Genomic DNA, 21,369 nt, shown 5'->3' with positions numbered 1-21,369 from the left:
CTCGTCCTTATAACGGACCGGTACGGTATGTGCCATGACCGCCCGCCGAGACTCCTCCCACGAGCCTGAGGCCGGCTCATTCGGCGGGCGCGTGCTACTCGCGGGCGCCGTGCTCTTCGCTGTCGTGGCCACCGGGTTACTGGTGCTGACCGACGAGCAGAAATGGCTGCGTCTCGGCATCGTCGCCGCACTGTGGGCAGCGCTCGGCGGTGCATTCGTCGCCGCGCGGTACCGCAGGCAGGTGGCCGACCATCGGGACGCCGCGGCCGAGCGGCAGAAGATCTACGAGCTGGAGCTCGAGCGCGAGGTCGCCGCCCGCCGCGAGTACGAGCTCGAGGTCGCCGCGGAGGCGAAACGCCAGGCCGAGGAGGATTCGCGCGACGACATCACGGCGCTGCGCGACGAACTGCAGAAGATGCGGCAGACCCTGGAAGGTCTGCTCGGCGGCGAGTTCCTGGTCGAGCGGTACGCGTTGCGCGCCGAGTCGACCCGCATGCGCTCGCTTGGCGACGACCGTTCTCTCGCCGTGCCCGGCGACCTCAAGCGCCTGCCGGCCGCCCGCTCCGGGCAGCCCGACATCGTCGTCCCGCCGATCGTGCGTGAGGCCGAGACCGAGCTGATCGAGCGGATCCGCGAGGTGCACCAGGTGCCGCGCCGCGAGCCCCAGCCGCGCCGCCAGGAGCCGAAGGTCACCGACGCTCGTCCGTCGTCGGCGCCCCGCCGTCCCGAGCGCTCGCCCCATCCTGATCGGCTGACACCCGATCCGGTGATGCCCGTGAAGCGGCCGGAGTCCGTCCAGCCCGCCGCGGCGCGGCAGCAGGAGCGGCCGCCGCGGTTCGTGGAGCACCCGGCCGAGATGTCCGACCGCTGGTTCGTGTCGGATGGGCTAGCCGAAACCGGTGCCCAGTCGGCGCCAGCGTCGCGCCGCCAGGAACCGCAGCGCCGCGTCGAGCAGCCGCGCAGGCCCGAGCCGCAGCGTCCGGCCGATACGCCGCCGCGCAGGCCCGCGCCAGGGTGGGACGACAGCGAGCCGGAGTGGGGCCCGTCGTGGGAGACGCGGCACGAGGAAGCCGCGCAGAAGGCGTTCGAGCAAGGCGTGCCGTTCGGCACCAAGGCCGAGCAGACCAGCTGGCTCGCGCAGTACAACCAGCCGCAGTCTGCCGAGTCGACGTACTCGGGCCGCGCGTACGTGCCGCCGATCCGGACGGAGCCGGACAGCACGCCGGGCCAGGCGCTGAACGACCGGCCGAGCAGGCGTGGCGCCGAGTACCGGGCGGAGGAGCCGCCGGGCCGCCGCCACCACCGGGCCGAGCCCGTCGAGGAGTCCGGTGGTGGGCGCAGGCGCCGCGCGGAGGGCCAGCCGTCGTGGCAGGAGACCGTTGGCAGGACGGAGGAGCCGACCGGTTCCCACGCCGCGGGTCGTTCGGTGAGCGAACTGCTCGCCAGCCACGGCCTGGACTCGAGCCCGCGCCGCAGGCGTCGCCGCGAGGACTGACCGCTGGACGGCCGATCACATGCGTCGGTGACCGAGCCCGCCGCTGCCGAGATCCCCGGCGCACCCGACGAAAACTCCGCCCGACCTGCGAAAATTCGCGAATTGCCCGGATGCCAACCCCCACCCGTTCCCGGGGGCGTCCCGCCTTGCCAGTCTACCGGCACTCACCGACGGAGGGGCTGATGTCGATCTTGCCTGTGGACAACCGGTCGTGTTGTGGACAAACGGTGTGTGGACCATGCAAACCGGGCAGGCCTTAGGGTGACCCCCGTGCACCCTGCCCGGCCGCCGCATCGGCACACACCGCGTCGGCAGACCGTGTTGTTGCCCGTTGCCGCGCTCGTGGCTCTCGCGGGGTGTGGCCTCACCCTCCTCGCGATGTCCACGGCCCGCGTCGGCCTGCTCGCGGAGCTGGTCGGGATCGTCGCCGCGCTGGTGCCCGTCGGGTCAATCGTGGCCGCGTTGCTCTGGATCGACCGCTGGGAGCCGGAGCCCGCACGCATGCTCTGGCTCGCGTTCGGGTGGGGCGCGAGCGTCGCCGCGATCACCGCGTTGCTGGTCAACAACACCGCGGCCGCCGTCGGGGACGCGCTGCTCGGCCACGGCAGCGGCGACAAGATCAGCGCGATCATCTCCGCGCCGCTGTTCGAGGAGGCGCTCAAGGGCGTGTTCGTCCTCGGCATCATGTACTTCCTGCGCGACGAGTTCGACGGCGTGATCGACGGCGTCGTCTACGCGGGCTTCGTCGCCGCGGGCTTCGCGTTCACCGAGAACATCTACTACTTCGGCCGCGCGTTCGCCGACCACGGCTTCGGTGACCCCGGCACGGGTGGCGTGGTCACCGCGTTCATCCTGCGCGGTGTGCTGTCGCCGTTCACGCACCCACTGTTCACGGCCATGATCGGCATCGGGATCGGTGTCGCGGTGCGGACGTCCAGCCGCTGGCTGCGCATCGTGGCACCGCTCGCCGGCTACCTCGTCGCGGTGCTGCTGCACGCGTTGTGGAACGCGGCCGCCACGCTCGGCACGCCGCAGACCTTCCTCAACGTGTACTTCCTCGTCATGGTCCCGATCTTCATCGCGGGTGTGTTCCTCGTCAGCTGGCACCGCCGCCGCGAGCAGCGGATCGTGGCCCGCGCGCTGCCCGTGATGGTCGACCGCGGCTGGGTCGACCCGGCCAACGTGAAGCGGCTCGTCACGCTGACCGCGCGCCGCGGCTGGCGGGTCCGCGCCGGGCGCAAACAGGGCCGCGCCGCCTCCCGCGCGGTCGCCGCCTACCAGGCCGCGGTCACCGAGCTGGCCTTCCTGTGGCATGCCGTCCACCTCGGACTCGCGGGCTCGGACGCCCCGGACCGGGAGGCTCGTCTCGTCACGGTTCTGCACGCGGCCAAGGCCGGCCTGCCCGCACGAGCCCCGGAGCGGCACCCAGCCAGGTGAAGTTACGCTTCGCCGGGAGATGTTGAGGGAGGCGGTATGAACCGGCCCGCGCGCCTTGCCGTCGGTGTGGTCTCCACCGGACGCGTCGGGGCGGTGCTCGGTGCGGCCCTCGCACGCGCCGGTCACACGGTCGTCGCCGCGTCCGGGGTCTCCCGCGAATCCGTTCTGCGCGCGGAGGAACTGCTGCCCGGCGTCCCGCTGCTCCCGCCGGACGACGTCGTCCGCGCCGCTGATCTGGTGCTCCTCGCGCTGCCCGACGACGCGCTGCCCGGCATGGTCCGCGGGCTCGCGGCCGCCGACGCGCTGCGGCCGGGCCAGATCGTCGTCCACACGTGCGGCGCGCACGGCGTCGACGTCCTCGCCCCCGCTCAGGCGCACGGCGCGCTGCCGCTCGCGCTGCACCCGGTGATGACGTTCACCGGCCGCGCTGAGGACCTCGAACGCCTCGCGACCTGTTGCTTCGGCATCACCGCGGGGGACTCGGACGAGGCGGCCTGGAGCGTCGGTGAGGCGCTCGTGGTGGAGATGGGGGCGGAGCCGGTCCGCATCCCGGACTCGGCCCGCCCGCTGTACCACACGGCCCTTGCCCACGGCGCGAACCATCTGGTCACGCTGGTCGCGGAGGCCGCGGACCTGTTGCGTGGCGCCGGTGTCGACAACCCGGAGCGGATGCTCGGCCCGCTGCTGTCCGCCGCGCTCGACAACGCGCTGCGCCACGGCGACCGCGCGCTCACCGGTCCCGTCGCCCGCGGTGACGTCGGCACCGTGCGGGCCCACCTCCGGGTGCTGACCGAGCACGCCCCGGACATGCTGACCACCTACCGCGCGCTCGCCGAGCGGACCGCGGAACGAGCCGAGGAGAGCGGCCTCCTGCGCGCCGACCTCGCCCCCGACGTCTTCGCCGCACTCCGGCCCAGCCCGGATACCGGCACTGGAGAGGATCGCCGATGACGCCGAGGTTCACCCCCGGCCAGCTGCACGTCCACAGTGGACTGGAAGACATGGTGGCCACCGCGCGCGCGTTGCGTGCCGTCGGCCGCAAGATCGCGCTGGTGCCCACGATGGGCGCGCTGCACGACGGGCACCGTCAGCTGATGCGCACCGCACGCAGGCTGCCGGGCACCGTGCTCGCCGCGTCGATCTTCGTCAACCCGCTGCAGTTCGGGCCGGACGAGGACTACGACCGCTACCCGCGCCCGCTCGAAGCCGACCTGAAGATCTGCGGGGACGAACGCGTAGAGCTGGCGTTCACGCCGTCGCGCGAGGACATGTATCCGGGTGGCCCGGAGATCATGGTCGACCCCGGCCCGCTGGGCGGTGAGCTGGAGGGCGCGTCCCGGCCCGGTCACTTCGCGGGGGTGCTGACCGTGGTGACCAAGCTGTTCACGATCATCCAGCCGCACTACGCGGTGTTCGGTGAGAAGGACTACCAGCAGCTCACGCTCGTCAGGAAGCTGGTGCGCGACCTCAACCTCGACGTGAAGGTCATCGGCGTGCCGATCGTGCGGGACGCAGACGGGCTCGCCCGTTCCTCCCGCAACGCCTACCTCGACGACGACCAGCGCGCGGCCGCGATCACCCTGTCCTCGGCGCTCGCGGCGGGTGCGCGGGTCAGCGCGGGTGGTGCCGCGATCGTGCTGGAGTCCGCGCGGGCGGTGCTCGACAAGGAGCCGCTCCTGTCGGTCGACTACCTGGAGCTGCGTGGTGCCGACCTCGGTCCGGCGCCGGAGCGCGGTGACGCCCGGCTGCTGGTGGCGGCGCGGGTCGGCTCGACGCGGCTCATCGACAACACCCAGGTTCTGCTTGGACAGGGGGAGGACTGACATGTTCCGCAAGATGCTCAAGTCCAAGATCCACCGCGCGACCGTCACACAGGCCGACCTGCACTACGTCGGCTCGGTGACCGTCGACCAGGACCTCATGGAGGCCGCGGACCTGCTGGAGGGCGAGCAGGTGACGATCGTCGACGTCACCAACGGCGCCCGCCTCGAGACGTACGTGATCACCGGCGAGCGGGGCAGCGGCGTCGTCGGCATCAACGGCGCGGCCGCGCACCTCGTGCACCCCGGCGACATCGTCATCCTGATCGCGTACGGCCTGATGGACAACGCCGAGGCCGCCGCCTGCCGGCCGAGGGTCGTGTTCGTCGACGAGGCGAACACGATCGTCGACAAGGGTTCCGTGCCCGCACACGTGCCGGACGGGCACGGTCTGGTCAGCGGCGCGATGCCGATGACGACACCGGCGGAGACCGCGGACGCGGCGATGCTCGACGCGCTGCTGGCTTCGGAGAGCTGACCCCGGTGCTGCTCGCGATCGACGTCGGCAACACCAACATCGCACTGGGCCTGTACGCGGGGACCGAGCTGGTCCGTGACTGGCGGATGCGCACCGACCCGCAGATGACGGCCGACGAGCTGGCATTGACCATGCGCGGGCTGCTCGGCGAGCACGCGGACGAGGTCACGGGCGTCTCCGCGCTGTCGACGGTGCCCGCGGTGCTGCGTGAGCTGCGGGTGATGCTGGGCCGCTACTACCGCGTGGTGCCGCGCGTGATCGTCGAGCCAGGGGTGCGGACCGGCGTCCCGTTGCTGGTGGACAACCCGAAGGAGGTCGGCGCCGACCGGGTGATCAACACGCTCGCGGCCCACCACCTGCACGAGACGACGTGTGTGGTCGTCGACTTCGGTACGTCCACCAACATCGACGTGATCTCCGCGAAGGGCGAGTTCCTCGGCGGCGTGTTCGCGCCCGGCATCGAGATCTCGGTGGACGCGCTCGCGTCGCGGGCTGCCGCGCTGCGCAAGGTGGAGCTGGTCCGGCCGAAGTCGGTGATCGGCAAGAACACCGTGGAGTGCCTGCAGTCCGGCATCATGTACGGCTTCACCGCCCAGGTCGACGGGCTCGTGCGCCGCATCGTCGACGAGCTGCACCGCACCGCCCACCCCGGCGAGGTCACGGTGATCGCGACCGGCGGTCTCGCCCCGCTGGTGGTCGACGACTCCGAGACGATCACCGACCACCGCCCCGACCTGACGCTGCTGGGGCTGCGCCTGGTCTTCGAACGCAACACGAGGTGACCGTGGACATCCGCGCGGCTCGCGATGGCGACGGCGCCGCCCTGCTGGAGATCGACTTCGTGACGTGGACGCCGGTGGTCTCCCCGGCGCCGGCGCCGACCAGGGAGGAACGCTCGTCGTTCTTTGTGGACGGCCGAGGCCCGGACAGCTACCTGGTGGCCGAGATCGACGGGAAGGTCAGCGGGTACGTGTCGTTGCACCAGAGCATCCCGCTGCCCTCGCACGCCCACGTGCTGGAGATCAACGGGCTGGCCGTCGACCCGTCGGCGCAGGGCCGGGGCGTCGGTCTGGCACTGGTCAAGGGCGCGGTGGCGGAGGCGGTCCGGCGGGGCGCCAAGAAGGTGACGCTGCGGGTGCTGGGTGAGAACGCGGGCGCCCGGCGACTCTACGAGCGCTGTGGGTTCGTCGTCGAGGGCGTGCTGCGCGGCGAGTTCATGCTGGACGGCAAGCTCGTCGACGACGTGCTCATGGCCCGGCGACTCTGACCGCGACCGCCGGGCCTCATCGCCGCCCGGCGCGCACGATCTTCGTAGTCAACGGCACGTCGAACTCCCCGGCCTTCGTCCGCGGCACCGAGCGCCCAGCGGATGCCGTCCACCGGGTAGTCCGGCCGGTGCGCTGCGTAGTCGGCCGCGTGGGACCCGAAGGAACGTGCCCGCGCGAGGTACAACTCGTCCGCCATGGCACCCAAACTAACCCGTTAACACACGCATTACTCTGTTCGACTGTGACCGACGAAACGCAGGTACCGGAGCCCGACGACCTTCCTGAGCAGCTTCGGGTCCGTCGCGAGAAGCGGGCCCGGCTGCTTGCCGACGGCGTGGATCCATATCCGGTCGAGCTGCCGCGCACCCACACCCTGCGACAGATTCGTGAGACGTATTCGGACCTCGCCTCCGACACCTCGACCGGTGATGTGGTGGGTGTCACTGGCCGCGTCATCTTTCTGCGCAATACGGGCAAGCTCTGTTTCGCGACGTTGCAGGAGGGCGACGGCACCGAACTGCAGGCGATGCTGAGCCTGAACAAGGTGGGTGAGGGAGCCCTTTCGGACTGGAAGACCATCGTCGACATCGGTGATCACGTTTTCGTCCTCGGCGAGGTAATCACCTCACGCCGTGGCGAGCTGTCCGTTCTCGCCGACGAGTGGCGAATCGCGGCCAAGTCGCTGCGGCCGCTCCCGGTCGCGCACAAGGACCTGAACGAGGAAACCCGGATTCGGCAGCGGTATGTCGATCTGATCCTGCGCCCGCAGGCCAGGGAAACCGTGCGTACCCGCGCGGGGGTGGTCCGCGCATTGCGTGAGAGTTTCCACCGCAGGGGATTCACCGAGGTGGAGACGCCGATGCTGCAGACCCAGCACGGCGGCGCCACCGCGCGTCCGTTTGTCACACACTCGAACGCGATGGGCATGGACCTGTACCTGCGCATCGCGCCGGAGCTGTTCCTGAAGCGCTGCGTGGTCGGCGGTATCGAGAAGGTCTTCGAGATCAACCGTAACTTCCGCAACGAGGGCAGCGATTCATCACATTCCCCCGAGTTCGCGATGCTCGAGTTCTACGCCGCCTACGAGACCTACGACTCGATGGCCGTGCTGACCCGCGAACTCATCCAGGAGTCCGCGCAGGCAGCGCTCGGTACGCAGGTGGTCACGCTCGCGAACGGTGAGGAGTACGACTTCTCCGGCGAGTGGGAAAACCTGTCGATGTACTCGTCGCTGTCGGCGGCGCTCGGCTCCGAGGTGACCCCGGAAACCCCAGCCGAGTTGCTGCACAAGCACGCCGGCGACCTGGAACTCGAGGTGGATCCGAAGCTGGGCCACGGCAAGATGGTCGAGGAGCTGTGGGAGCACCTGGTCGGCGACAAGCTGTACGCGCCGACGTTCGTTCGTGATTTCCCGGTCGAGACCTCACCGCTGACCCGCCAGCACCGCAGTATCGACGGCGTCGCCGAAAAATGGGATCTCTACGTCCGGGGTTTTGAGCTCGCCACCGGATATTCCGAGCTTGTCGACCCGGTCGTGGAACGTGAGCGACTCACCGAACAGGCCGGTCTGCGCGCCGGTGGTGACGCCGAGGCGATGCGTCTCGACGATGACTTCCTGCGCGCACTCGAGTACGGAATGCCGCCCAGCGGCGGCGTCGGAATGGGTGTCGACCGGTTGCTCATGGCACTCACCGGTCTCGGCATCCGGGAGACGATCCTGTTTCCGCTGGTGCGCCCAGAATGAGCAACTCGTGGCACGGGAACCACTAACCTAATCACGGATTTGCGTTAAGCTGGTTAGTGGGAGTATTTGTATCTGTGCTCATGCACGTTCGCTTGGTCCCCGTGTCGCAATCCTGAGGAGGGCGCAGATGGCGCAGAAGGTTACGGTTAGCCTGGTCGACGACCTCGATGGTTCCGTGGCGGGAGAGACGGTCGAGTTTGGATTGGACGGTGCGTTCTACGAGATCGACCTCTCCGATGACAATGCGGAGCGGTTGCGGGACGCGCTGGCCGATTACGTCGAGCACGCGCGCAGGTCCGGTGGCCGTAAGCGCACGGGTGGCCGGGTGGCCGTCGCGGGCCGCGCACCGCGCACCGCGTCCGCGGATCGGGAACAGAACCAGGCAATGCGGGAGTGGGCCCGCAAGCAGGGCATGAACATCTCCGATCGAGGCCGAATCCCGAAGGAAGTAGCCGAGGCGTACAACGCTCAGGCCTGAGATTCACACAATCGTGCGGCGCCGGTTCCTGCATTAGGCGGGAACCGGCGTTTTCGCTTCGGCGGGACGAACCGCCACGGCGATCCACGCCGCGCTGCCGACGGTCGCGACACCGGCGAGCGCCATCGCGACGCCGACCGGCACGACCTCGGTCAACCCGCCGAACACCAGCGGCCCGACGCCCTGGAACGTCATCAGCCCGGTGGACAGCAACCCGAACGCCTGCCCACGCGCGTCGTCGGGCAGGGCGTCCCGGAACCGGCCCTGTAGGCCGATCCCGAACGCGAACCCGGCGCCCATGACGGCCATCAGGACCCCGGCGGTCACGGCGTTCAGGTCGACGACGAACGCGACGAGCGGCGCCCCGAGCAACGCGACCAGCAGCGGCACGGCCCGTTCCCTTGTCCTCGGCGCGAGCATCCTCGTCACCAGCAGGTTGCCGACGAACATCCCGGCGGGGATACACGCGAGCACCACACCCGCCGCGCCGTCGGGGAAGTCCACCAGGGCCGCGTAGGGGATCAGCAGGCTCTCCCCGCCGATCACCAGTGCGGGCGGCAGCCAGCTCGCGAACATCAGCCGCCGCACCACCGGGTCGACGAGCAGCTCACGTGCGCCGTGGATGCTCTGCCGCACCAGCGACCGCTCACTCTGCCGCCCCGGTGCGGGCAGGTCGGGCAGCGCGAGCCGGGCCCACAGGGCGGCCGAGGCGTGGCACCCGGCGGTCACCAGCAACGCGGTCTCCGGCCCCACGAACGCGACCGCGAGCCCGCCGCCCGCCATGCCGATGACCTGCGCCCCCGACGAGGCGAGCTGGAACAGCCCCCGCCCGACGACGAACGCGTCGCCGGACAGGACGTCCGCGGTGAGCCGCCCCGCGGTCCCGTTGAACACCGGCGCGAGACACCCGACGCCGGCGACCAGCAGCAGGCTCGCCCACACGGGCATGCCGCCGATCGCCAGCACCATGGCGGCTGCCGCCTCCAGCGCGTAGCCGGCGACGATCAACAGCCGCGGCCGGACCAGGTCTGGCAGGGCGCCGAGGAAGAGGCCGCCGATGACCTGGGGAAGGAACGATGCGCCGAACGTCATCGCGCCGAGCAGCGCCGACCCGGTGGTCGTGAAGACCAGCACGGACAGGGCGACCGTGCGCAGGGTGTCGGCGCCGATCGCGAGGGCCCTGGTGAAGAACACCGTGCGGAAGACGGGCACGGAAAGGACCTGACGGAAGGTAGCTCGTTCGCTCACCGGCACAGCTTCTGCCGTGGGGGATCTTGTCTCCATTTTTTCGTGCACCGGCGTAAGGTCACGGCGTGCTGAGGTTCGTGGCCGGCCGAGACGACCTGCTGAACAGCAGGTTCGCGTTGTCCCCTGTGACCGAGCTGGAGAACTTGCTGCGCAAGCTCGTCGGCCGCAGACGCGCGGCGCTGCCACCGGCGTGGGCGGCCCGCCTGACGCCTGCCTTCCACCGACTGCGCGCGGAGACGGCGCTGGACGCGGTGCTGGCGCTGCAGAGCGAGCGCTACGGCCCGGCGTTCGTCGCGCAGCCGCCGTCGAGCATGGCCCAGACCATCGGGGACGACGTCGCCGCGATCAGGATGACGCCGCTGGCGCAGGCACGAAAGGAGATCGCCGACTGCCTTTCCCGCCGCCCGACCAGCGATCCGAGGGTGCTTGCCGTGCTGGCCGACAAGAACGTGGCCACGATCCTGGCGGACGCGATGGAGGCGGCATGGCATGAGCTGGTCGCCCCGGACTGGCCGACGCTGCGTGCGGTGCTGGAGCGCGACGTCGTGTACCGGGGCGGCCTGCTCAGCACCGGCGGCTGGCAGGCCGCGTTCGCGGGTCTGCACGAACGCCTGAGGTGGCGCGACGGCGCGCTGGAGCTGAGCAGGTTCGGTGACAGCACGCACGAGCTGGACGGCGCCGGCCTGCTGCTGGTGCCCGCGGTGTTCGTGTGGCCGCACATCGGCGCGTACACGGACCCGCCGTGGCCGAAGACACTCGTCTACCCGGCACGCGGCACGGCAGCGCTGTGGGATCCGGGCCCGGCGACCCCACCGGACGCGCTCGCGTCGTTGCTGGGCAACTCCAGGGCGCGGCTGCTGTCGGCCCTGGCGGACCCGGCGAGCACCACCCAGCTGGCGACGTCACTGGGCATGGCCACGGGCGCGGTCGGCGACCACCTGGCGGTACTACGCAACGCGGGCCTGGTCACAAGGGCCCGCTCCGGCCGCTCGGTGCTCTACCGCAGAACCCCACTGGGCGACGCCCTGACCGGCGCCACCCCATGAAAACCCGCGAGTCCAACCCGCACGACCGCCATGTCCAACCGGCACGACCGCCGTGTTCGACCCGCGCGACCGTCGAGTTCGACCGGCGTGACCGTCGTGTTCGACCGGCACGACCGCCGTGTTCGACCGGCGACCGGCGCGTTCAATCGGCGTGACCGTCGTGTTCGACCGGCACGACCGTCGAGTTCGACCCGCGCGACCGCCGTGTTCGACCGGCACGACCGTCGAGTTCGACCCGCGTGACCGCCGTGTTCAACCGGCACGACCGCCGTGTCCAACCGGCACGACCGCCGTGTTCAACCCGGCACGACCGCCGTGTTCGACCGGCGACCGGCGCGTTCAACCGGCGCGACCGGCGCGTTCAACCGGCACGACCGCCGAGACCGTCGTGTTCGACCGGCGTGACCGTCGTGTTCGACTTTTAGCGCTTGGCGCAGACCCGGGGGCACGTTCCGCACACGCCCTGCCCGGCCTCCATCAGGTAGTGGAAGCAGCAGGCCTCCCGCCGCCGCGTCCACTCCGTCCTGCCGTCGTCGCCGACCACAGGGCGCAGCGTCGACGCCGACGTCAGTGGCGCGTAGCGGTCCGGCAGCAGCAGGTTCGCGTCCAGCACCCCGGCCGTCTCATCGCCCGCGTACCGGCCGACGAGCCACATGGAGTGGTCGAGCGCGTCCGTCGCGGCCGCCCACAGCGTGTGCCTGCCGAAGCGCACGGTCCCGCTGAACGCGGCAACGAACCGGGCCGCGTGCGCGGTGAACCGGCCGCGCAGAACCGCGGCGAGCGCCTTCTCCGACGGCACGACCGTCGCGTTGGGCGTGCCCGCTGCCGGGTCGTCTGGCAGGCACACGAAGCTCTCGTCCAGAACGGCGATGGAGTCTGGGTGGGGTCTCGGTCGAGCCTTGTGGAAGGCGAGGTGCTCCGGCCGCAGTGACGGCACCCGGCGCTCATGGTGGAAGAGCAGTGTCGCGAGGTATCCGGGCACGCCCAAGTACCACGACATCACGTAACCCGCTGTGGTCCGTTCGGGGGCCTCGCTGTACCGGTCATGCAGCCAACCTGCGAGTTCCTGGCGCCACATGGTGAAGCCGTCGGGTGCGGAGAGTAGTTCCGCGCAGTTCACCCAGCCGGCGGAGTCCTCCGGGAGGCCGACGCGGACCTCGGTCCTGACCTGGCGCGAAGCGGCCCGTGTGACGGATTCGACAAGGGAGGGCGCGCGCGCGTCAGTCACAAGCCGTAGGCTTGAACTGGTCCGCATGGGCGTCTCCGGGTGCTTCGTTAGGTGAGCCTTCCCTAACTTTAACCCACTAACAAGATCATCGCGAACTGGCCTCATGTGTGTTCGCGCTCAGCGGACATCCGGCTCTGGCGGAATCCGACCTCGTTGTCGCACGTTGTTCCCTGAGAAGCTCACGGATAGCCGCAAGTGGTACTGAGAGCAACAAGCTGGACGACTACAGTGGTCTTCACGGTGCTGACCCACCGCCCGGGTACGAGCGGTGGTTTAAGGGCCGCCGGCGCAGCAGTCAGGAGTGCAGATGTTTGAGAGGTTCACCGACCGCGCGAGGCGGGTGGTTGTGCTGGCCCAAGAAGAGGCCAGGATGCTCAACCACAACTACATCGGCACCGAGCACATCCTCCTGGGTTTGATCCACGAGGGTGAGGGTGTCGCCGCCAAGGCGCTCGAGTCGCTGGGAATCGCCCTGGAGGGCGTGCGGCAGCAGGTCGAGGAGATCATCGGCCAGGGCCAGCACGCGCCGAGCGGGCACATCCCCTTCACCCCACGGGCCAAGAAGGTCCTCGAGCTGTCGCTGCGGGAAGCGCTGCAGCTCGGTCACAACTACATCGGTACCGAGCACATTCTCCTGGGTTTGATCCGGGAGGGCGAGGGTGTCGCCGCGCAGGTGCTCGTCAAGCTCGGCGCCGATCTGAATCGTGTGCGCCAGCAGGTGCTGCAGTTGCTGTCCGGTTACCAGGGCAAGGAGCCCGCGGAGACCGGCGGCCGCGGCGAGGGCACCCCGTCCTCCTCGCTGGTGCTCGACCAGTTCGGTCGCAACCTGACCGCGTCGGCGCGGGAGGGCAAGCTCGACCCGGTCATCGGGCGGGCCAAGGAGATCGAGCGGGTCATGCAGGTGTTGTCCCGCCGCACCAAGAACAACCCTGTGCTGATCGGTGAGCCCGGTGTCGGTAAGACGGCTGTGGTCGAGGGTCTCGCGCAGATGGTCGTCAAGGGCGAGGTGCCGGAGACGCTGAAGGACAAGCAGCTGTACACGCTTGACCTCGGCTCCCTGGTCGCCGGTTCGCGGTACCGCGGTGACTTCGAGGAGCGGCTGAAGAAGGTCCTCAAGGAGATCCGGACCCGCGGTGACATCATCCTGTTCATCGACGAGATCCACACGCTCGTCGGTGCGGGTGCCGCGGAGGGCGCGATCGACGCGGCGTCGATCCTGAAGCCGATGCTCGCTCGTGGTGAGCTGCAGACGATCGGCGCGACCACGCTCGACGAGTACCGCAAGTACGTCGAGAAGGACCCCGCGCTGGAGCGCCGTTTCCAGCCGATCCAGGTCGGTGAGCCGACGCTGGAGCACACGATCGAGATCCTCAAGGGCCTGCGGGACCGGTATGAGGCGCATCACCGTGTGACGATCACCGACCCGGCGCTGGTGGCCGCGGCGACGCTCGCCGACCGGTACATCAACGACCGGTTCCTGCCGGACAAGGCGATCGACCTGATCGACGAGGCAGGCGCCCGGATGCGGATCCGCCGCATGACCGCGCCACCGGACCTGCGCGAGTTCGACGAGAAGATCGCCGACGTGCGCCGTGAGAAGGAAAGCGCCATAGACGCGCAGGACTTCGAGCGGGCCGCCAAGCTGCGTGACTCGGAGAAGACGCTGCTCGGCCAGAAGGCGGAGCGGGAGAAGCAGTGGAAGGACGGTGACCTGGACGTCGTCGCGGAGGTCGACGACGAGCAGATCGCCGAGGTCCTCGCCAACTGGACCGGCATCCCGGTGTTCAAGCTCACAGAGGAGGAGACCACGCGTCTGCTCCGCATGGAGGACGAGCTGCACAAGCGGATCATCGGTCAGGAGGACGCGGTCCGCGCCGTGTCCCAGGCGATCCGCCGCACCCGCGCCGGCCTGAAGGACCCGAGGCGCCCGTCCGGGTCGTTCATCTTCGCCGGCCCGTCCGGTGTCGGTAAGACCGAGCTGTCCAAGGCGCTGGCGAACTTCCTGTTCGGTGAGGACGACGCGCTCATCCAGATCGACATGGGTGAGTTCCACGACCGGTACACCGCCTCGCGGCTTTTCGGTGCCCCTCCCGGGTACGTGGGCTACGAGGAGGGTGGTCAGCTGACCGAGAAGGTCCGCCGGAAGCCGTTCTCGGTGGTCCTGTTCGACGAGATCGAGAAGGCGCACCAGGAGATCTACAACACGCTCCTGCAGGTTCTCGAGGATGGTCGTCTCACCGACGGTCAGGGCCGCACGGTCGACTTCAAGAACACCGTCATCATCTTCACGTCGAACCTGGGCACGCAGGACATCTCGAAGGCGGTGAACCTGGGCTTCTCCAGCGGTGGTGAGGGCCAGACCTACGACCGGATGAAGCAGCGCGTCGACGACGAGCTGAAGAAGCACTTCCGGCCGGAGTTCCTCAACCGTATCGACGACATCATCGTGTTCCACCAGCTCACCGAAGAGCAGATCGTCAAGATGGTGGACCTGATGATCACCCGCGTCGAGACGCAGCTGAAGAACAAGGACATGGCCATCGAGCTGACCCCGGCCGCGAAGAAGCTGCTCGCGACCCGCGGCTTCGACAAGGTCCTCGGCGCCCGGCCGCTGCGCCGCACGATCCAACGCGAGATCGAGGACCAGCTGTCGGAGAAGATCCTGTTCGGCGAGATCCAGGCCGGCCAGATCATCATCGTCGACGTCGAAGGCTGGGACGGCGAGGAAGGCACGTCCACGGACAAGGCGAAGTTCACCTTCCGCGGTGAGCCCAAGCCCGCCAACGTTCCGGACGCCCCGCCGGTCGACATGGCCGCGTCGAGCGGTGCCGAAGCCGGTAGCGACGACGCTGAGACCGCCTGATCTGATCTGAGGCAAACGGAAGGCCGCGCTCCGAGAGGGGCGCGGCCTTCTGCTTTGTCCGAACCCGAGGGGTTGTCCACAGCCAAGGCAGTTGTCCACAGCTCTGCCCACAACCCGCAGTGACTGTCGGTGCCCTCCCGTAGGCTGGCAACCGGGGCCGGAGGCCAACCCCGCCGCCGGACGCGCACGCGCATCCGCGCCTCTCGAATTTCAAGCCCTGTAAGGGTTCCACGCCGCCCAGCTGCGCCTGGCGCGGTGGCTGGCCGGCCTCCGGCCCCCTCGAACCACGCTACGGCATGGCACCGACACAACGGGTCGCCCGAACGCTCAGTGACCCCAGTTATCCACAGCCGACGCAGTTGTCCACAGTCAGCCTGGGGACAACCCGGAACCGTCGCCCCAGCCCGTTACGCTGGATTCCGGGGGGCGGAGGCCCGCGACACGGCGCAAACCAGCGGCGCGTCCCACCCAACCTCAGGCAAGCTGTACCCATGGGGCTTGAGGACGACCCGTTCGACTGGCGGGTCACCAAGGACGGGCAGTTGCACGTCTCCCGTGGCGGCCGGGTCGTCACGACGGTCCGCGGCGCCACCGCCGCCAAGCTCCTCGGCCGCCTCGAACACGCAGCCGACGACGAGACTCAGCACCTTCTCGCCCGCGCCACCGGCAACTACAAACGGGGCAACGAACGCCATGGTTAGGTGGAGCCAGGCCACCGCCGACGTCGACTACGACCCCGTCGACTACCCAACGGAACCCGAACCGCGCCGCCGGAGCGGCAAGGTCACGTTCCTGCTGACCCTCCTCGCGCTGGCGATCCTCGGATACGGGGTCGTCCGCGTGCTCAGCCTCGAGAACAACGTGTTCCTCGTCGGCGCCATGACGCTCACGCCGTACGTGGTCGCCGGCGCCGTCATGCTCACGTTCCTCACCCTCCTGCTGCGGCGGTGGGTGCTGGGGCTGGTGGTCCTCGTCGTCACCCTGTCGCTGGCGTCGCTCCTCGGGCCGCGGTTCCTGGCGGAGGAGCAACCGGCCGCGAAGGGCCCGCACCTGCGGATCATGGCCGCGAACCTCCACCTCGGCCAGGCCGACGCGCGGACGCTCGTCGACCTCGTCCGGCGGCACAAGGTCGACATTCTCGCGATGCCGGAACTGACCCCCACCGCGGTGTCCGCTTTGGACAGTGCGGGGCTGGCGAAAGCGTTGCCGTACCGGGTGTTCGACGATCGGCCCGGCGGCGATGGCGCCGGCATCGCGTCGAACGTGCCGCTGCGCCAGATCGTTCTCGTCGAGGACAGCACGTTGTCGCAACCGTCGACGGTCGTCGACCTGCCGGGCAACGACGATCTCGAAGTGACCGCGATACACGTCCAGCCGCCGATGACGGACGGCGACGCCCGCACATGGCGAACCGAGCTGGCCGACCTGCCTAAGTCCACATCGGACAGTCGGCCACGGATCCTGGCGGGCGACTTCAACGCGACACTCGACCACGCCGCGTTCCGCGACCTGGTCGACCACGGCTACGCCGACGCGGGGGAGGAGACGGGCAAGGGCCTGCTCGCGACGTGGTCGTCATGGCCGACGGGCCCGCCGCTGACGATCGACCACATCGTCACGGACGCCCGCTGCGCGATCAGCAGCTACGCCGTCTTCGACCTGCCCAACAGCGACCACCGCGCGATCATGGCCGAGGTGATCCTCCCGTAGGGCGTGCCCAGCGCGGGCGCGGCCGTCGGCCCCCCGATATCCAGCGTAGCGGCGAGGGGTGACAGTTTCCGGGGCCGTCGACGCGTGCTGTGCACAGGTCAGGCCGTTGTGGACAACTCGCTACCGTCGCAGCGGTCCCGGGTACAGGAACTCGTCCCCGGGCACCGTGTCGGTCCGGAACCAGGCCTCGAAGAACGCCGTCAGGTCCTTGCCCGCCGTCTCGGACACGAACTTCTCGAAGTCCGGCCAGGACGCGTTGCCGTCGCGGTGCTTCGCCGGCCATTCCTTCAGCACCCGGTTGAACGCGTCGTCGCCGATCTCGCGGCGCAGTGCGTGCAGTGCGAGCGGGCCCTTCTCGTACACGGCGCCGAACTCGTTGCCCGCGCCCATGTCGTACAGCTTCTCCGCGAACAGTTCATGCCCGCTCGCGACCTCGGTCCGGTACTGCTCGTCGAGGTTGACGCCGTACTTCGCCTCGTCCCACAGCCACTGCGCGTAGCTCGCGAAGCACTCGTTCAGGCAGATGTCCTTCCACTCGGACACCGAAACGGAGTTGCCGTACCACTGGTGCGCGTTCTCGTGCACCACCACCGCTTCCTCCGCCCACGCCGCGTAGATGGGCCTGCCCTGGGTCTCCAGCGAGAACCCGATGTTCTCGTTGATGTAGATCCCGCCCGCCGCCGACTGGGGGTACGGGCCGAACTTCGACTCAAGGAACGTCAGGATCTCGGGGAGCCTCGACTCGACCGACATCTTGTCCTCCGCGCCCGGCGCGTACGCGCTCACCACCGGGGTGCCGCTGTCGAGTGTGGACCGCTCGAAGGTCCACTTGTCGATGCCGACCGTGGTCAGGTACGTCGCGATGCGGGTGGGCTCGTTCCAGTGGTACGTGGTCCAGCCGTCGTTACCCGGCGTGGCGGGGGACTCGACACCGTTCGAGATCACGCTCCACCCGTTCGGGACGCGTGCGTCCAGTTTGAACGTCGCCTTGTCCTTCGGGGTGTCGTTCGCCGGGAACCAGTACGTCGCCGAGTGGGGCTCGCCCGCCACGAACGCGCCGCCGGAGGCCGACGGCTGCCAGCCGTTCTCGCCGAGCGAACCCTGTTGGGCGCCGTCCGGAGTGCCGTCGTACTTCACCCGCGTCTCGAAGGAGTCGCCCTTCGCCACCGGCTTCGCCGGGGTGATCACCAGTTCGTGGTCGCCTTCGCGGGTGAACTTGGCCTCTGCGCCGCCGACGGAGACCGACGAGACGTCCAGGCCGAGCAGGTCCAGGTTGAACTTCGGCAGCGCCGCGCTCGCCTTCGCCGTGACCAGCGTGTCGCCCTGCAGCGTCTTCTTCCCCGGGTCGTAGCTGATCTGCACGTGGTAGGCGGTCACGTCGTAGCCGGGGTTGCCGTCCTCCGGGTAGTACGGATCGCCAGCACCGTCGCCGCTGGGGGCCTCGGCCGCGGGTGGCGCTTCGTCCTGGGCCGGCGACGACTCGTTCGACCGCGAGACCGTGCAGGCGGCGAGACCCGTCGCGGCCAGCGTGAGGCAGACAACGCGCATGGCCGTGCGGTGGTGCATGGTGAACAGCTCCCGATCGTCGGCGACCCGGACATCATGACCGACCGGATGTGATGCGTGGGTTGGCTCGGTGTATCCATCAGGCGTGCACATCGTCGAGTTCGGCGGCGAAGGCCCCGGCATCCTGCTCCTCCACGGCCTGATGGGCCGCGCGACCACCTGGTGGTCCACCGCGAGGTGGCTGACCGCCTACGGCCGGGTCGTCGGGCTCGACGCGCGGGGCCACGGCCGCAGCCCGCACCGGGGCGGCGGCTGGCGCACCGAGGACTTCGTCGACGACGCGGCGCTGGTCCTGCGCGACCTGGGCCCGTCGACCGTGATCGGCCACTCGATGGGCGGGCTGCACGCGTGGTGCCTCGCCGCCACCCACCCGGACCTGGTCCGCGCGGTCGTCGTCGAGGACATCGCCCCTGACCAGCGCGGCAAGACCGTCGACCCGTGGAAGGCGTACTTCGAGTCGTGGCCGGTGCCGTTCCGGTCACTGGCACACGTGCGGGAGTTCTTCGGCGACCTCGGCGACTGGTTCACGGAGTGCGTCGAGGAACGCGCCGACGGCTACCACCTGATCGCCGACCTCGAGGACCTGTACGAGATCGCGAGCGAGTGGGGGCGCCGCGACTACTGGCCGTTCGTCGGGCGGGTCCGCTGCCCGATGCTGGCGATCGAGGCCGGGCACAGTGCCATGCCGCCGGGGCAGATGGCCGAACTGCCGAAACGAGCGGGCGGCGAGGTGCGTCACCTGGTCGTCGAGGGTGCCGGGCACGTCGTGCACCACGACCGGCCCGCCGTGTACCGGGGCGCGGTAGAGGCGTTCCTGGCTAGTCCGTCTCCCCGCCATTAAAAGTGTCGGTGCTAGTCCGCCTCCCCGGCATTTCAAAGTGTCGGTCTCGACCCAGCGCATCCTCGGCCCGTGGGTGGTTGGTGGCTGGGTGCCGTCACGTTCCCCTGGGGTCGCTGTTGGTCAGGCCCGGACCCTCGCACAAAGATCTATCGGGCAGGGGTGGGTCCTGCTAGCGGCGGCGCTCCCGTAGGGAACGTGGCAGGTCGGCGGGTGGGTCGGCGGGTGTTTCGCGGTAGCCGGGGATCTTCGACTGCGCCGCGGTGGGCCGGACCATGAACGAGCTGCCGAACTCCTCTTCCTCCTCCGCGGCCGTGCGGCGAACGGGCCGGGGCGGTGGCGCGGGTTCGTTGGCGGGCGGTGGTGTGGCGGCCGCGCCGGCCGCCGCCTCGCACATCGCCGAGTAGCGGGCGAAGAGGGCCCGTCCCGCGACGGTCAGCGTGTCCGACCGGCGCAGTTCCTCGATGAGGGTGTCCCGCACCGTGCGCAGTTCTTCACTCATGCCCGTCCTCCAGATCGCGCAGGACGTCAGCCTCACCCGTGTGGGTGTCGACGACCACGATCTCGGTGATCCTTGCCTTGATCGACCCTACCGGGTAGAGCGCCGCGAAGCCTGCCGTCATCTGAGCAGGCTCGAGGTCGCGGGCGAGGACGCAGTGCGGCATCCACGAACCCGGCAAATACCGCGCGACCGGCTGTTTCACCCGTTTCGCCAGCACGTCGTGGATCGCGGAGTGGACGGCGAGCAGTTCGGTGTCGACGACCGCGGTCAGTGCCAGCTCACCCTCGGCGGCGGTCAGGATCGACAGCCACAACGAGGGGATCGACAGCAGCCGCAGGTCCTCCCGCAGCGCGCCGCGGATGGCGGCGGGAATCGTGCCGGCGGCCGCGAACGTGACGTGTGGTGATGTGGCGGGGCTGGGGACGCCGTTGTCCGCCAGCCTCCGCCACAGTCCTCGTACGGCGACGTCCGCGTCGCCGTCGAAGTGGAACTCCAGCGCCTGCGCCATGCACGCAGGGTGCCAGGTGTCAGGCGAGCAGCCGCTGCCAGGTCGCGGTGTCGACGGTGCCGATCTGCCGGCCGCGCGCGGACATCAGCACCTGCGCGGCCTTCGCGGCCTCACCGGTGTCGCCTGCCAGCACGGTGCGCACCAGCAGCGGCCATGTGGTGACGCCGATGAAGCCGCTCTCGTCCGCGGTCCGGCTGGCGTAGCAGGGTTCGTACGCCACGCCGTTCTCGGCCGCGAGCCGCGACACCGCGTCGAACGTCGCGGCACCGAACACGCCGTCCGCCTTGAGGTCCACGCCGCGTGCGCGCAGGAGGTGTTGCGCGGCAAGGACTTTGTCGCTCCGCTCGCCCGGCTTCAGCAGGGGCCAGGTGAGCTGCGGAGCGGCGGCGGCGGCGGGTGAGGCCCCCAGGGCGCCGCGGACGGCCTCGATCAGCTCCGGCAGGCGCTCGTACAGCACCTGGCCGGGGCACTCGGTGGCGTTGAAGTCGCGGTGCCCTCGGATCATGTCCGGCGAGATGCCGTACGACTGGGCGATGTACGCGACCAGCTGCACGAGCGAGTTCCACAGGGCATTCGGGACGTCCACTGTGGAGTAGAGGCCCTCGTTCTCGATGCCGATGATCTCGCTGTTGTGGTCGCCGACGTTCGCGCCCTGCACGTGCCTCGTGCCGCCGTCAAGGATCTCCACGCTGCGGTGGCGACCCTCGGTGACGTGCCCACCCCGGCTGTTGGTGAGCTGCTGGCCGGTGTCGATCCAGCCGCGGCCGTCCATGTGGAAGTCCTGGATGTCGCGTGAGATCTGGTACGCGTGCGCCAGCGACGTGTCGGACGAGTTTCCGCCCGCGGTGTGGTGGACGACGATGTAGGTCGGTTTGTGGTTCTCGACGGTGATGGTGCCGTTCGGCGGGCGAGCGCCCCACTCGTTGCACGTGTGGATGCGCGGACGTTCGACGGCGTTGGCGGTGCTGGCTCTGACCTCACCAAACGCCAGTGGCGCTGTCGACGCGCCCAGTGCGCCCATCGCTGTGACGGTGAAGCCGCCCCTCAACAGGGCACGGCGGGATACGGCCATCTCGATCTCCCTCGACTGGGGCCGTTCGGCCCAGATCGGTGACTGGCATTCCGAACGTAGTGCCGTGG

Annotated in this window: 20 protein-coding genes; 14 read left to right on the top strand and 6 right to left on the bottom strand. The window is 69.6% G+C overall.

Annotated features, from left to right (window positions below):
• Positions 1 to 34 precede the first annotated feature (34 nt).
• The 9 genes from WBA97_RS30190 (at position 35) to WBA97_RS30150 (ending at position 8,720) form a co-directional block, all read left to right on the top strand.
• On the top strand, positions 35 to 1,495 hold the full coding sequence (locus tag WBA97_RS30190; RefSeq protein ID WP_424234353.1) for a DUF6779 domain-containing protein: 1,461 nt from the start codon (positions 35 to 37) through the stop codon (positions 1,493 to 1,495).
• A 318-nt stretch (positions 1,496 to 1,813) separates the two neighbouring features.
• On the top strand, positions 1,814 to 2,932 hold the full coding sequence (locus tag WBA97_RS30185) for a PrsW family intramembrane metalloprotease (RefSeq protein ID WP_424234406.1): 1,119 nt from the start codon (positions 1,814 to 1,816) through the stop codon (positions 2,930 to 2,932).
• A gap of 36 nt (positions 2,933 to 2,968) precedes the next feature.
• Complete coding sequence (locus WBA97_RS30180; protein ID WP_424234352.1) at positions 2,969 to 3,883, top strand: Rossmann-like and DUF2520 domain-containing protein; 915 nt, start codon at positions 2,969 to 2,971, stop codon at positions 3,881 to 3,883.
• Complete coding sequence (panC, locus tag WBA97_RS30175; RefSeq protein WP_424234351.1) at positions 3,880 to 4,755, top strand: pantoate--beta-alanine ligase; 876 nt, start codon at positions 3,880 to 3,882, stop codon at positions 4,753 to 4,755. The genes WBA97_RS30180 and panC overlap by 4 nt, the downstream gene beginning before the upstream one ends.
• 1 nt (position 4,756) lies before the next feature.
• A complete protein-coding gene (gene panD / locus WBA97_RS30170) occupies positions 4,757 to 5,230 on the top strand; it encodes an aspartate 1-decarboxylase (RefSeq protein WP_424234350.1) in 474 nt (157 codons plus the stop codon).
• Positions 5,231 to 5,235: 5 nt separating this feature from the next.
• A complete protein-coding gene (locus tag WBA97_RS30165; RefSeq protein ID WP_424234349.1) occupies positions 5,236 to 6,012 on the top strand; it encodes a type III pantothenate kinase in 777 nt (258 codons plus the stop codon).
• Entirely contained in the window at positions 6,009 to 6,497 is a 489-nt protein-coding gene (locus WBA97_RS30160; protein ID WP_424234348.1) for an N-acetyltransferase family protein, read from the top strand. The genes WBA97_RS30165 and WBA97_RS30160 overlap by 4 nt, the downstream gene beginning before the upstream one ends.
• 242 nt (positions 6,498 to 6,739) lie before the next feature.
• Positions 6,740 to 8,242: a lysine--tRNA ligase gene (gene lysS / locus WBA97_RS30155; protein ID WP_424234347.1), complete on the top strand. Its 1,503-nt coding sequence runs from the start codon at positions 6,740 to 6,742 to the stop codon at positions 8,240 to 8,242.
• A 127-nt stretch (positions 8,243 to 8,369) separates the two neighbouring features.
• A complete protein-coding gene (locus WBA97_RS30150) occupies positions 8,370 to 8,720 on the top strand; it encodes a histone-like nucleoid-structuring protein Lsr2 (RefSeq protein ID WP_424234346.1) in 351 nt (116 codons plus the stop codon).
• 33 nt (positions 8,721 to 8,753) lie between these two features.
• Here WBA97_RS30150 and WBA97_RS30145 read toward each other — a convergent pair whose 3' ends face one another.
• Positions 8,754 to 9,968, bottom strand: coding sequence for an MFS transporter (locus WBA97_RS30145; protein WP_424234345.1), 1,215 nt, complete (start codon positions 9,966 to 9,968; stop codon positions 8,754 to 8,756).
• 65 nt (positions 9,969 to 10,033) lie between these two features.
• Here WBA97_RS30145 and WBA97_RS30140 point away from each other — a divergent pair, with 65 nt between their 5' ends.
• The gene (locus tag WBA97_RS30140; RefSeq protein ID WP_424234344.1) at positions 10,034 to 11,014 is read left to right on the top strand and encodes a DUF5937 family protein; all 981 of its coding nucleotides are present in this window, start codon (positions 10,034 to 10,036) and stop codon (positions 11,012 to 11,014) included.
• 421 nt (positions 11,015 to 11,435) lie between these two features.
• Here the strand turns inward: WBA97_RS30140 and WBA97_RS30135 are convergent, their stop codons facing one another.
• Positions 11,436 to 12,269 carry a (2Fe-2S)-binding protein gene (locus WBA97_RS30135; protein ID WP_424234343.1) on the bottom strand — a complete coding sequence of 278 codons (834 nt, stop codon included), beginning with the start codon at positions 12,267 to 12,269 and terminating at the stop codon, positions 11,436 to 11,438.
• Between the two features lie 280 nt (positions 12,270 to 12,549).
• Here WBA97_RS30135 and WBA97_RS30130 point away from each other — a divergent pair, with 280 nt between their 5' ends.
• The 3 genes from WBA97_RS30130 to WBA97_RS30120 all read left to right on the top strand — a co-directional run bounded on the left by WBA97_RS30130 (position 12,550) and on the right by WBA97_RS30120 (position 16,815).
• A complete protein-coding gene (locus WBA97_RS30130) occupies positions 12,550 to 15,105 on the top strand; it encodes an ATP-dependent Clp protease ATP-binding subunit (protein WP_424234342.1) in 2,556 nt (851 codons plus the stop codon).
• Positions 15,106 to 15,596: 491 nt separating this feature from the next.
• Positions 15,597 to 15,806: a hypothetical protein gene (locus WBA97_RS30125; RefSeq protein WP_424234341.1), complete on the top strand. Its 210-nt coding sequence runs from the start codon at positions 15,597 to 15,599 to the stop codon at positions 15,804 to 15,806.
• Entirely contained in the window at positions 15,799 to 16,815 is a 1,017-nt protein-coding gene (locus WBA97_RS30120; protein WP_424234340.1) for an endonuclease/exonuclease/phosphatase family protein, read from the top strand. The genes WBA97_RS30125 and WBA97_RS30120 overlap by 8 nt, the downstream gene beginning before the upstream one ends.
• Before the next feature lie 120 nt (positions 16,816 to 16,935).
• Here the strand turns inward: WBA97_RS30120 and WBA97_RS30115 are convergent, their stop codons facing one another.
• Entirely contained in the window at positions 16,936 to 18,381 is a 1,446-nt protein-coding gene (locus WBA97_RS30115) for a M1 family metallopeptidase (protein ID WP_424234339.1), read from the bottom strand.
• A gap of 85 nt (positions 18,382 to 18,466) precedes the next feature.
• Here WBA97_RS30115 and WBA97_RS30110 point away from each other — a divergent pair, with 85 nt between their 5' ends.
• Positions 18,467 to 19,222 carry an alpha/beta fold hydrolase gene (locus tag WBA97_RS30110; protein ID WP_424234338.1) on the top strand — a complete coding sequence of 252 codons (756 nt, stop codon included), beginning with the start codon at positions 18,467 to 18,469 and terminating at the stop codon, positions 19,220 to 19,222.
• Positions 19,223 to 19,391: 169 nt separating this feature from the next.
• Here the strand turns inward: WBA97_RS30110 and WBA97_RS30105 are convergent, their stop codons facing one another.
• The 3 genes from WBA97_RS30105 to WBA97_RS30095 are packed head-to-tail and all read right to left on the bottom strand — an operon-like array spanning position 19,392 to position 21,301.
• Complete coding sequence (locus tag WBA97_RS30105; RefSeq protein WP_424234337.1) at positions 19,392 to 19,721, bottom strand: hypothetical protein; 330 nt, start codon at positions 19,719 to 19,721, stop codon at positions 19,392 to 19,394.
• Complete coding sequence (locus WBA97_RS30100; RefSeq protein WP_424234336.1) at positions 19,714 to 20,229, bottom strand: 2'-5' RNA ligase family protein; 516 nt, start codon at positions 20,227 to 20,229, stop codon at positions 19,714 to 19,716. The genes WBA97_RS30105 and WBA97_RS30100 overlap by 8 nt, the downstream gene beginning before the upstream one ends.
• Before the next feature lie 19 nt (positions 20,230 to 20,248).
• On the bottom strand, positions 20,249 to 21,301 hold the full coding sequence (locus WBA97_RS30095) for an N-acetylmuramoyl-L-alanine amidase (protein ID WP_424234335.1): 1,053 nt from the start codon (positions 21,299 to 21,301) through the stop codon (positions 20,249 to 20,251).
• Positions 21,302 to 21,369 lie beyond the last annotated feature (68 nt).

The sequence above is a fragment of the Actinophytocola sp. genome, assembly GCF_049647105.1.
Lineage (GTDB): Bacteria > Actinomycetota > Actinomycetes > Mycobacteriales > Pseudonocardiaceae > Actinophytocola.
This window is presented reverse-complemented; position numbering and strand designations above follow the sequence as displayed.